Here is a 12,339-nt window from a genome sequence, read left to right on the forward strand (position 1 = left end):
GTCCGTTTATGTTGTTGATTGTTCGATGATAAGTAATTTTTCTGTAGATACGAAAATGGGACGCCACATTGCGTCCCATTTAACATGATGAAGTAACTGATATGTAATTAAGCGCGCTTCTTGCCTTTGTTTGCTTTGAAGCCCTGATGCGGAAAAACGTTACGAATCCTCTGTTGAACTTTTTTGGGAATGCCTTTGGAAAAGCTTAAGCGCATTCCTGTCCGTTGGCTATACACCTTCATTTCACCAGTAAACGGGTTATGCTCACTAATATCCTGTAAGTTGTGTTTGAAAGAAGGAGGTAGATGCCCTTTTACGTTACTAATATGGCCATTATCGAACTTTACTTTTAACACCGGCCTATCGACTGCGATCAACCAGAAGATCACGATGGCTGCAATTAAGATTACATATAACATTTGGCACTCCCTATCCTAGCTAGATAGCAATTTACTCAAATCCTCTTTAATTGAGGTAACTTTTTGACTCGCTTTTTCACTTCTCGACGCTTCGGAAAGCAAATATTCAATTGCGTCAGATAACGTACAACCAAGTTCATTCGCTCTACTAGAAAGCTTTTCCCAAACTCGGTAATCTAAATCAATGGATTTCTTCTTTGTATGGACTTGCTCTGCATTGAAGTGACGTTTCCGTTTCGCTCGGATAGCCTGCTTGAGTTTATTATCTAACTCTTCTGACATGTGGTTTTCTATCCAAGCTAAGACAAGTGTAGGCTCGTATTCAAGGCGTTTTAGTTCTGCGACCGCTGCATCTGCTTCGCTTGTATCAATATGTCGGGTAATCGCTTCACCATCTTTCCATTTTTTGATGAGATACTTCCATTTCCACCCACATTCTAGATTCTCAAGCTGCTGATATTTCATTTATTCCGCCCCATAAACATAACCTAGTGACAGCGTAACCCAGATGGTTTACTTGGGCAAATAAAACTCTTAGAAGTATCGATGTTGATCACTCATTTGTCTAAGTATTGTTCATTGAGAATTGAATGCCATGAGCAAACCAAATTGGTGCTAGGGTGTTATAGTCCGTTTCGTTATAATGTCGGCAAGATTGAATTACGATGAATTTTAATGAACCAACTTAATTGGCAAGACGTAACACCTTCACTTGAGCAGTACGAAGCACTTTTAAAGTCTGCACCTTCGTTACCAAAGAAGTCTTTTACTGATCTCCAACCGAGAATGTCGGCAACGATATCTCGTTTTTCAAAAATTTCCGGATTGACGCGAGTACTACTCATTAACTGCGTAGATAATTCTGTATATAGAGAGTTCATCAGTAAAGCTCTTCAGAGCCAGTCTAACGCTGCGATAGTTTTTTCGGAATCACTTGATGCCAAACGTTTATTTGACCGTTACAGTGTTGATGTAAGTGGTGATATTGCCTTCCAACCTGGTTTAATTTCACAGGCAGATAACGGTTACTTAATTGTACCGGCTAATCTAATTTTGGCTAACCCAGGGCTTTGGCCAAATATAAAGTCTGCAATTCAACAAAACCTTATCGAGCCACTGAACCTAAGCCCTACTCGTTTACCTACTTCAGTACCGCAAGCTAAAGCTTATGATGTAAAACTGATTGTAACAGGAGAAAGAAGTCAGTTAGCAGAGCTAGAATACATCGATGAAGACTTCTGTTCTGGCTTTGCCATGTATACGGAAGTTGAAGAAGATATTCATCTGTCAGAGCAGAATTTGACAGATTACTTTGGTTTAGTGAACTGGATATGTTCTCAATATCAGCTGCCTCACTTAACTGAATGTGGTTTTAGAAGATTGTTGCTAGCCGGTATGAGATTTACTGAAGATCAACATTATCTGCCTTTAGGAGTAATGTGGCACTCTCAACTTCTAACGCTTGCCAGCCAGTTCAGTGATGGTCACGCATTAGATTACAAGTCGTTAGATAAAGCGATTGACGACAAGTATTACCGAGAATCTTACCTTCCTCAGCGTGCCGTGTACGATATTTTAGATGGACAAGTCATCATTGAGACAACTGGGGAACAAGTTGGTCAAATCAATGGCCTAACCGTTATTGATATGGCTGGGCACCCTGTCAGCTATGGTGAGCCTGCACGAATATCTTGTGTAATTCATTTTGGTGATGGCGATGTTTCCGATGTTGAGCGCAAAGCTGAGCTTGGAGGCAATCTACATGCAAAAGGCATGATGATTATGCAAGCTTTCTTGAGCTCTGCTCTGAAACTGGATGAACCACTGCCTTACTCTGCCTCCATCGTATTTGAACAGTCTTATAGTGAAGTTGATGGTGACAGCGCATCTCTTGCAGAACTTTGTTGCTTGGTGAGTGCTTTATCTGAATCTCCAATTAATCAACAAGTTGCTGTTACAGGAGCTGTTGATCAGTTTGGTCGAGTGCAAGCCGTCGGTGGCTTGAACGAAAAAATTGAAGGCTTTTATCAGGTTTGTAAACATCAAGGTTTTACAGGAAATCAAGGTGTTGTGATGCCAAAATCAAACCTTAAACACCTTGCATTACATAAAGATGTAATAGAAAGCATTAAAAATGGTGAGTTCCATATTTGGTCCGTTTCTACCGTAGATGAAGCTATTCCGATTGTAATGAATAAACCTTTTAGAGGTGAAGACGATAGCATTATTGGCAAAATAGCGGAACGTATTGAAAACTTTGAAAGACATGAGCATCCAGAAGGAATTGTGCAGCGCATCAAAAACTGGTTTGTCTAGTACTGATCGGAGTTGTTTAGCGTACACGTGTTCACTAAGATGCAGCTATCAAAAATTGGAGTAATTGATAATGCAAAACAAACGTGATTCTTATAACCGTGACGATCTACTTGCTTCTAGCCAAGGCGAACTGTTTGGGCCTGGTTACCCTCAGCTTCCTGCGCCAAACATGCTAATGATGGATCGTGTTACTAAAATGTCTGAGACTGAAGGCGATTTTGGTAAAGGTTTGATCTTGGCGGAATTGGATATTACTCCAGATTTGTGGTTCTTTGACTGCCACTTCCCTGGCGACCCAGTAATGCCGGGTTGTCTTGGCCTTGATGCGATGTGGCAACTTGTTGGTTTCTTCCTTGGCTGGGTTGGTGGCAAAGGAAAAGGTCGTGCTCTGGGTGTTGGCGAAGTGAAGTTTACAGGTCAGATCCTGCCAACAGCGAAAAAAGTGACGTACGAAATCCACATGAAACGCGTTGTAAACCGTAAACTTGTGATGGGTTTGGCCGACGGTCGTGTATGTGTGGACGGCAAAGAAATCTACGTAGCAAAAGATTTGAAAGTTGGCTTGTTCCAAGACACTTCAAGCTTCTAATCACGATTTTAATCGATTTATTAAGGCTCCTATTTAGGAGCCTTTTTGTTGTCGAGTGTTAACCTACTTCCCTATGTCCCTATAATGTAGAAAAGGCTCCGTAGAGCCCTTTCGAATCCTTCTTTTTGTATGTGGAGAGTTTATTTGTAGAGACCAGATTGTCTTTCATCTCTGGCATCACGCCAACCACCTAACCAATACGACCGAGCATCAACTTGTTGATATGGGCAAGCCTCTTGAGACCTTCCATTCAACCCAGCTTTGTAGCCTTGAGATTGAGCTCGTTCTAGGCGATCACGCTTTTGTCTCTTCATAGTTAATTCCTCATACAGGTCCATTTACTAACGTACAGCTGTTATTGTGAAACTTTGATGGAGTTTTTATGACTCCACTTATAAGAATCGATCAAAGTAGGCAATTTCTCAAGGCATAAAAAAAGCAGAGACTCAAATGTGTGAGCATCTGCTTGATTTAAAAATTACTGACGATTTTTAACTATTTTCTACGGAACCCAAACAATCCAAGCATGGTCAAAGCTAACCAACCAAGGCCTGCACCTTGACGCTCTGTCGTCGTTGAGTCAATGCTTCGAGATACGATGTCGTCCTTAGTTGCGTCAGCAATAGGTACTAGTTTGACTGCTACAATTTGCTCTTCAGAGCTACATGTCGCATTGTTTGCTGTTGTGCTATAACCACCTGCACATTTCATAGCTGTACCAGAGATCACACCTGCATCATTGATATCAGTTGCGTCGATAATACGGAACTGATTGTTTTGTTCAGAGTAATCACCGCCATTAGTCAAACTGTCTAGGAACCAAGCTTTTCCATTAAACAATGTTGCAGCACGTTCACTAGTCTCGCCACCTAGGCTATATGGATAGATAAAACCGCGCTTACGACGTGGCTTGCCATCGTCTTCACGAGTCGTTTCTGCATCAAGTTGCCCGACGATTTCATTGTAAGAGTTGATACCGCCCATCTTACCGCCCGCACCGCTAAAGAAAATGCCAGTAGTTGGGTAAAAAGCGCTAATAGAATCCTTACGAACATCATCTACGATAAAGAGACGATTCGGAGCAGAGCCCGTTGGCATTAAGTATCCGCCCGAACGTTTTGCTTCACCAATAGCAACAAAATTAGAGTTAACGTCGGTTAATCGTGAGTTTGTATGAACCGTATCATCACCCTCGCGCTGTCTAGCTCCTACAACAACTTTGTTTTTCCAAGTTGCGTTTTCAACGCTACCTTCGGCTTCTAGAGTTCCGACAAAAACAGTCGCATTCAGGTAGTTATCATCACTGTAAGTGTTGTAACCTACGCCATAGACCGTAGTTCCATCAGTGACAAGGTCACGCATGCTCCCTTGAGCTAACCTTTCTCCATCTTTAGATGTGCCACTTGGCCAAGCCAATTCACTGACGGTTCCGCTTTGATCCCAAATCGCTGCTTTTGATGTGTGGTGAGATCCATTGGTATTGCTTGCTGTTCGAGAAACACTGCCAACAGTAAAATTGCCGTCTGTGCTCCAAGCATGGCTTTGCACAACACTTGCGTCACCATCGCCAGTAAGAATATTTGGCTCTACTGGTGCAACTACGGTATTTCGTGTTTCTAATGTAGAAGTATTTTCTGTGCTAACTTTACTCTGATTACCGACAGCTGCACCATCCTCGGTAAGCTGGTTGATAACATTGTTATATTCATTTTTATAAGCAGCAGAATCTTCTTCTATGAACGCTAACGCATTAGAAGTAAAGTCTTTACTACGTTCTTTATTCCACGGCGTCCAGTTTACTGAAGCCCATGAGTCACAGGTGGAATAGCGAAGCTGGTTGTAACAGTAACGCTCAAAGTCTTTGAGTTCTTGGATGTAATAAAAGCCAGCGTCTAATCCGAATGGGATTTCTTCACGATAGCTGTTCCCATCCACGGCTTGTGTCGCTGAAATCGGTGTAGTGCGAGTTTCCATTGCAAGTTTAAACTGCTCTGGCGTGCAGTTTGCTGCTGCATCAAAGCAGCCTAGAGCGAAAGGTGAACCTGTTGAAGGATCTGTACCTGCATTGCCCTGTTGAATTGCAACCCCGTAAGCCGTTTGGTAGTCACCGTTTGAACCATGATCCTGAGGTGAAACCTCAACAACTTGATACAATGCCGCCTGTGCGTTCATTGTGGTACCAACCATCATTGCAATGGCGGTCAATTTGAATTTATTACTACAATTCATTGAATTCTTAACTATCCTGTTGCATTGCTTCGAGTTCTTCCCATCTCTCGAATGCGATTTCCAACTCCTGCTCTAATGCAGCAAGCTGTTCCAATACCGGCTGAGTTTGCTCTACAGGTTTAGCAAAGAACTCTGGATCGTTCACTTGCTCCTGAAGGCTCTCGATATCCGACTCTAATTGTTCAAGTTTAGCTGGTAGAGCCTCTAATTCTCTTTGCAGCTTATACGATAACTTCTTCGAATTGTTCTTAGGTTGCGTAGTTTTGGGAGTTTCCTCAACCACTTTCTCTTTCTTTGTTGGTTTTTCAACCTGACTGCGCGAAGCAAGAACTTGGTCACGCTGCTGTTTAGCATCATGATAACCACCAACGAACTCTTCGATTATACCGTTACCCTCAAAAATCCAGCTGGTTGTTACTGTGTTGTCTACGAACTCACGGTCGTGACTCACTAACAATAATGTACCCTGATAATTGGCAAGCATTTCTTCTAAAAGTTCCAACGTTTCGATATCCAAATCGTTAGTTGGTTCATCAAGAATAAGTAAGTTGTTTGGTTTCAACAAGATACGGGCTAGCAATAATCGGTTTTTCTCACCACCAGAAAGTGCCTTAACCGGGGTTCTGGCGCGCTTAGGTGCAAATAAGAAGTCTTGAAGATAACTCAGCGCATGACGCTGACGTCCCCCAACCATTACTTCTTGTTTCCCATCCGCTAAGTTATCGATCACTGTCTTTTCTGGATCCAAAATCTCTCGGTACTGATCAAAGTACGCGACTTCTAATTTTGTTCCGCAGTGTAAACGACCAGACTGCGCTTCCAATTGCCCTAGTAGCAATTTAAGTACCGTACTCTTACCGCAGCCATTTGGTCCGATAAGTGCAATACGGTCACCACGCATGATGTTAAAGCTAAAGTCGTCGACAATTGTCTTGCCTTCGTAAGCAAAAGATACATTTTCTGCTTCAAATACAATCTTACCTGAACGAGAAGCATCATCGATGTTTAGGTTAACTTTACCTTGAACTTCACGACGGTCACGACGCTCTTCACGAAGTTTTTTAAGGGCTCGAACACGGCCTTCATTACGAGTACGACGTGCTTTAATGCCTTGACGAATCCACACTTCTTCCTGCGCTAGTTTCTTATCGAACTCAGCATTTTGCATTTCTTCGACGCGAAGCATTTCTTCTTTGTCATTCAAATACTGTTCGTAATTACCAGGGAAAGAAGCTAATTGACCGCGATCTAAGTCAACGATGCGTGTCGCCATCGACTTGATGAATGCACGGTCGTGAGAAATAAAGATGATCGAGCCTTTGAAGTCTTTTAAGAAGTTCTCTAACCATTCGATCGTTGTCACATCGAGATGGTTTGTTGGTTCATCAAGAAGCAATACATCAGGATCACAAACCAGAGCACGAGCTAAAGCAGCTTTACGTTGCCAGCCACCGGATAGATCGGTCAGTTTGGTTTCTGGGCTTAGTTTTAAAGCGCCAAGTACGTTGTTAACACGGTCATCAAAGCGCCAAGCATTAGAATGATCAAGCTGCTCTTGAACTTTCGCCAAACGGTTAATGTTCTTCTCACTTGGGTCTTGAGCAACAAGATCGAGAAGATCGTGATAGATCTTCAATTGTTCGCCGATTTCAGCCAAACCGCCAGATACGTATTCGTAAACCGTACCCTCTTGATTGCGCGGTGGATCTTGTTCAAGCCGAGAAACTACTACGTCTTGAGTTATTTGAATCTTGCCATCATCCAACAAAATGTCGCCGGCAAGCACTTTCATTAACGTGGACTTACCTGCTCCGTTACGACCAACTAAACAAACGCGTTCGTTCTCTTGAAGAGCGAACTCCGCTTTGTCTAGCAATGGGTGGTCACCAAATGCAAGTTGTGCGTTATGAATGGTAAGTAATGCCATTATTATCCAACCAATGTGTGAGTTGTTCTAAGTCAAACGGCCAGTTCAACTCAGAATCTTGATATTTTAATACGGGTATTGTGACGCCGTAACGAGAAAATAGTACATCATCGAACGCAATATCGATGATATCTGTTTGCTCGGCCAAACCGACTTGGTCTACTAGAGCAAATGCCATCTCACAAAGATGGCATCCCTCCGTGCTATACAATATCAGCACGTATTAATCCTTTTGTTTGTACTACGCGTGTGTTACTAGCCAACAGTTATGAATCTGTTTATTACGCGCAAAATCTAATGGTAACGTTTGAGAAGAAATATTCTGAGCCTTCAAACCCAATTCAGCGAGTGATTCTTCATCCATCTTGAAATGACGTTTGTTATTTGAAAATACGATTGTGCCTTCACTTCTCAGTAAACGTTTGAGGTTCTTCATTAGCTTAATGTGGTCACGTTGTACATCGAATGATGTTTCCATACGCTTAGAGTTAGAGAACGTAGGTGGGTCAATAAAGATCAAGTCGTACTCACCTTTTGCGTTTTCTAGCCATTGCAAACAGTCCGCTTGTTCATATTTATGTTGGCGCCCTACACAGCCATTAAGCTGCATATTGTCTTTCGCCCAGTTCAAGTAGGTGTTTGACATATCGACAGTTGTAGTGGAACGCGCACCACCAACTGCAGCGTGCACTGTTGCACTACCAGTGTAAGCAAACAAGTTAAGGAAATCTTTACCCTGTGCCATTTCACCAAGACGACGACGAGTGATCTTATGATCCAAGAACAGGCCTGTGTCTAGGTAGTCATGAAGGTTCACGATCAGCTTCACACCGTACTCGTTTACTTCGAGCGTCTCTGATACCTGACCTAATTTTTGGTACTGGCTTCGACCTTTCTGCTTCTCACGAACTTTCAGTACAACTTTGTTCGCTTCGACACCGGTCACCTGAATCGTCGCACGGATAATGTCCGTTAGACGACGCTTGGCTTTTTCTTCAGGGATGTTCTTAGGTGCTGCGTACTCTTGAATCACAATTTGATCGCCGTACACGTCGATCGCTACGTTGTATTCTGGAAGGTCTGCATCGTAGATACGATAGCAGTCTAGTTTCTCTTTACGAGCCCACTTGCCAATCTTGCCAATGTTTTTCTTCAAACGGTTTGAGAAGTCTGGTGCGATTTGAACGTTAGTATCTGCACCTTTAACTTCATCAGCGCTGCGCTCGGCAATGCTATAGTTCTTTTGGTGACACGGTAACGCACCATTGTTCAATTTAAACTGTTTATCAGCGCGCATACGAAGGCAACTCAAGAGCTCGTCTGAGCTAGAGAAGATAGATGCTTTACATCCGCCAAACTCAGATTTTAGCTGTCCACCGAATGCGGTATAGAGCGCAATCAGCCCCGGCTCAGTTCCTAGACGCTCACCGTAAGGTGGGTTTGAAACGATAACACCGTGTTCAAATCCTGCGGGACGAGTAATAGTTGCAGCATCACCTTGCGCAAACTCAATCAACTCTTCAACACCTGCTCTGCGGGCGTTTTCTTGAGCGACTTTTAATACTTTGGGGTCGTTATCGAATCCAAAAAACTTAGCGTCAACTTTCTTGACACCCCGTCTAGCTTGAACATTAGCCTCTGATTTAATCTCAGCCCAGGTCTCCGGTTCAAAGTCTTCCAAAACTTCGAAGCCCCATTGTTTGCGCTTAACGCCAGGTGCCATGTTGGCTGCCATCATTGCCGCTTCAATAAGCAAAGTACCAGAACCACACATTGGATCGAGTAATGGTTGATGCCCATCCCAGCCACAACGCATGATAATCGCAGAAGCAAGCGTTTCACGTAATGGCGCACGACCCGATTCTGGTCGATAACCACGCTGATGAAGACCACTACCTACCATGTCTACCCCAAGCAACGCTTTATCTTTATGCAAACGAACGTGAATACGAATATCTGGGCGTTCTTTGCTGATATTAGGACGTGGCAAGCCTTTATTCTCAAAGCAATCTACGATGCCATCTTTGACCTTCATAGCCCCGTATTGGCTATTTCTAATCTCACGGTTTGTGCCGTTAAAGTCCACAACAAAGCGTTTAGAGCTATGAAATTGGTTAACCCAGTTAATAGTGGAAGTGGATAGATACAAGTCCATGTCGTTGTTACACGTGAACTCAGATAAAACACGTACAAATCGAGACGCTAAACGGCTCCACAAACAACAGCGATAAACCTGTTCGTTTGTCGCTTTAAATTTTACGCCTGCCTGTACTGGTTTCGCATTTTCAATGCCTAGTTTAGTCAGTTCTTCAACAAGCAAATTTTCCATGCCATTTGAAGTTACCGCGAGATATTGATTCATAGTGTTCTTTCGCTGATAAAAAATGGCTTCAATTATACCTGACTTTACGATCAATGCCTCGTTTTTAAAGGTATTTTCCCACCCGTTAGTTCAAATCATCACCACTCAAATGATCTAAAACTTTCAACATCTTTAGTTTGAATGTTTTTCATTTATGAACGTATTTTGTTTCCTTTAGAAGAAGTGAATACTTATTTACATGCATTTTGGTATACACCAGCTTGGATTGGTTGATGTAAATTACTTACAAATGCCCTTTATAGGGGAATAAATAGGGTTGTTTTAGGCGCTAGGTTGCCTAATTAAAGGAGTAATCAAATTGAAATAAGTAAAATAAAAGTGACCAGCTTCATGTTTGCATGCATAGAAAACAAACAGTTTCATGGTCTTTCGGATTGGAGTGTCAGAGGAAAGGACAAAAAAAATCGACCCAGTAAGGTCGATTAAGGCAAACAAAGGAACGAAATAAAGAAAAATTAAACAGCTTTAACCCACCATTGCCATAGGGGTCATTGCAAAGAGGTGGTTTGCACAAGCCATGCGATCATGCATTACTTTAATCGGCTGCCCAAATTGAAGCGCCTTATTGCCATCAAGAACAAAGGCTTCTTGGTTAACATAAGCACATAAGCTCGATGTTTCGCCTGGTTCTAGAACGATGAACATACCATCAGAATATTGATTTGTGAGGAAGACCATGTCCCCTTCTTGAGGTTCATAATCAGAGGACTGTGCATCGAAGAACCAGCTCTTAGGCTGTACAGGTTTATGAAAACGCTTTGCAGCAACACAATACAGTGTTAATTCAGCTTGGCGATATTCACTGATATCGAGACAGCGAATGCGCTCATTAAACGTTTGAAATGCGCTGGCGTCATCAACGGTAAATTCACTGTTTGAGAAGGCACAGTTAACCAACAATTTTCGGGATAGATTGGTTTGGAAAATCATTTCCTCCCCCAGATCCAGCATTAAGCAAGCTTTTTGCTCGTCAAAATACCAATTCCATTTGTCGCTGGGTTTAAGCATTATTCCGTTCTCTCTTGACTAGTTAAATCAGTGGTAAAGAGGTAAGACGCTTAATTACCTACTCGTGATTTTTAAATTCTACAAACGAACGGATAAAAAAAAAGAGGAAACAAAGTCCTCTTTTTTATGTAACAGGTACTGATTTTTCAGTAGTTTTTGATGTATGTGTTAAAGATTCTTAACAATATCACGTACGAGACCTGGGCCGTGGTAAATAAAGCCAGTGTAGACTTGAACAAGTTTAGCGCCTGCCATGATCTTTTCTTTGGCTGCAACATAGGAATCTACACCACCAACACCGATAATTGGAAGTTTGTCTCCAAGCTCTTCATGAAGCTTACGTACGACCTCCGTAGAGCGTGATTGCACAGGGCGACCACTCAAGCCACCTGCCTCATTGGCGTGTCTCATCCCTTCTACGATCGTGCGATCCAAAGTTGTGTTAGTCGCGATCACACCATCTATATTGTTTTTCAATAAAGAATCGCAGATTTGGCAGATTTCATCGTCACTTAAATCTGGCGCAATCTTTAATGCTAACGGGACATACTTGTTGTACTTCTCTGATAACTCCGCTTGTTTCGCTTTTAATTCGGAAAGCAGTTCATCAAGCGCTTCACCATATTGAAGTGAACGAAGACCTGGAGTGTTTGGCGATGAGATGTTTACTGCAATATAGCCAGCATACTCATACACTTTTTCCATACAAATCAGGTAGTCCTCTGCCCCTTTCTCAATTGGCGTATCTTTATTTTTACCGATATTAATTCCGAGAACACAATTGAATTTTGCTCGTTTAACATTCTCGATCAAATTATCAACGCCTAGGTTATTAAAGCCCATGCGGTTGATGATCCCTTCTGCTTCCACTAAACGGAATAAGCGTGGTTTATCATTACCTGGTTGTGGTCGTGGCGTTACAGTGCCGACTTCAACAAAGCCAAAGCCCATGGCATCAAATGCTTCAATACATTCGCCGTTTTTATCTAAACCAGCCGCAAGACCAACAGGGTTACGGAATGTTAGACCCATACACTCAACTGGACGAGTTGGTAACTGTTGGCGGTAAAAGAGATCAAGTGGTGTGCCGTTAAAGCGTTGGAAGTTCTTGATTGCAAGATCATGTGCCTTCTCGGCATCGAGTTGGAAAAAGCCAGTTCTGGCTAGACGGTAAAGCATTGTGCCTCCGAAAGAAAAAAGCCCCGTATAAACGGGACAATATTATTTACCGTTTTTCATCGTAATTCAATGAAAATGAACGTAATAAGTAAAAACCTATATCTTAATAAGATTTTTAAATATAAAACAAACAATTACAATCAAGTTTCTGCGATAAAAATCGTAACTAACCGCTTAAAAGCAATCGATTTCACTCTGTTTTAATTTCAACTCAATGTGACAATGTAACTATTTTCGTTCCAAATGTGAATAATAGATAATAAAAAGCCCCGTTAAATAACGAGGCTTT

The 12,339-nt window shown here is 42.2% G+C and carries 11 protein-coding genes; 2 read left to right on the plus strand and 9 right to left on the minus strand.

All coding sequences use genetic code 11. From position 1 onward, the window contains the following. Positions 1-107: 107 nt before the first annotated feature. Positions 108-419, minus strand: coding sequence for a DUF3634 family protein (locus R7E47_RS20400; RefSeq protein WP_005377468.1), 312 nt, complete (start codon positions 417-419; stop codon positions 108-110). Positions 420-434: 15 nt separating this feature from the next. Continuing rightward, positions 435-884 carry a macrodomain Ter protein MatP gene (matP, locus tag R7E47_RS20405; protein ID WP_258484161.1) on the minus strand — a complete coding sequence of 150 codons (450 nt, stop codon included), beginning with the start codon at positions 882-884 and terminating at the stop codon, positions 435-437. Positions 885-1,094: 210 nt separating this feature from the next. Here matP and R7E47_RS20410 point away from each other — a divergent pair, with 210 nt between their 5' ends. Together R7E47_RS20410 and fabA are read left to right on the plus strand one after the other, a co-directional pair. Then, positions 1,095-2,735 carry a Lon protease family protein gene (locus R7E47_RS20410; RefSeq protein WP_005377458.1) on the plus strand — a complete coding sequence of 547 codons (1,641 nt, stop codon included), beginning with the start codon at positions 1,095-1,097 and terminating at the stop codon, positions 2,733-2,735. Positions 2,736-2,805: 70 nt separating this feature from the next. Then, entirely contained in the window at positions 2,806-3,324 is a 519-nt protein-coding gene (gene fabA, locus R7E47_RS20415; protein ID WP_005390081.1) for a bifunctional 3-hydroxydecanoyl-ACP dehydratase/trans-2-decenoyl-ACP isomerase, read from the plus strand. Positions 3,325-3,464: 140 nt separating this feature from the next. Here the strand turns inward: fabA and rmf are convergent, their stop codons facing one another. The 7 genes from rmf to pyrD form a co-directional block, all read right to left on the minus strand. Beyond that, positions 3,465-3,638 (minus strand): ribosome modulation factor, encoded by a 174-nt coding sequence (gene rmf, locus R7E47_RS20420; protein ID WP_005377453.1) that lies wholly within the window; start codon positions 3,636-3,638, stop codon positions 3,465-3,467. 181 nt (positions 3,639-3,819) lie between these two features. Then, positions 3,820-5,553, minus strand: coding sequence for a DUF3466 family protein (locus R7E47_RS20425; RefSeq protein WP_025766617.1), 1,734 nt, complete (start codon positions 5,551-5,553; stop codon positions 3,820-3,822). A 7-nt stretch (positions 5,554-5,560) separates the two neighbouring features. Further along, positions 5,561-7,480, minus strand: a complete 1,920-nt coding sequence (locus R7E47_RS20430; protein ID WP_137282029.1) for an ABC transporter ATP-binding protein — start codon at positions 7,478-7,480, stop codon at positions 5,561-5,563. Continuing rightward, positions 7,458-7,700: a glutaredoxin family protein gene (locus tag R7E47_RS20435; protein ID WP_017821808.1), complete on the minus strand. Its 243-nt coding sequence runs from the start codon at positions 7,698-7,700 to the stop codon at positions 7,458-7,460. The genes R7E47_RS20430 and R7E47_RS20435 overlap by 23 nt, the downstream gene beginning before the upstream one ends. Before the next feature lie 21 nt (positions 7,701-7,721). After that, positions 7,722-9,842, minus strand: coding sequence for a bifunctional 23S rRNA (guanine(2069)-N(7))-methyltransferase RlmK/23S rRNA (guanine(2445)-N(2))-methyltransferase RlmL (rlmKL, locus tag R7E47_RS20440; RefSeq protein ID WP_053350765.1), 2,121 nt, complete (start codon positions 9,840-9,842; stop codon positions 7,722-7,724). 486 nt (positions 9,843-10,328) lie between these two features. Then, entirely contained in the window at positions 10,329-10,871 is a 543-nt protein-coding gene (locus R7E47_RS20445) for a cell division protein ZapC (protein WP_005377444.1), read from the minus strand. A 168-nt stretch (positions 10,872-11,039) separates the two neighbouring features. Beyond that, the gene (pyrD, locus tag R7E47_RS20450) at positions 11,040-12,050 is read right to left on the minus strand and encodes a quinone-dependent dihydroorotate dehydrogenase (RefSeq protein ID WP_005377443.1); all 1,011 of its coding nucleotides are present in this window, start codon (positions 12,048-12,050) and stop codon (positions 11,040-11,042) included. Positions 12,051-12,339: the final 289 nt, after the last annotated feature.

This window comes from Vibrio sp. Vb1026 (assembly GCF_033338745.1).
Classification (GTDB): domain Bacteria; phylum Pseudomonadota; class Gammaproteobacteria; order Enterobacterales; family Vibrionaceae; genus Vibrio; species Vibrio alginolyticus.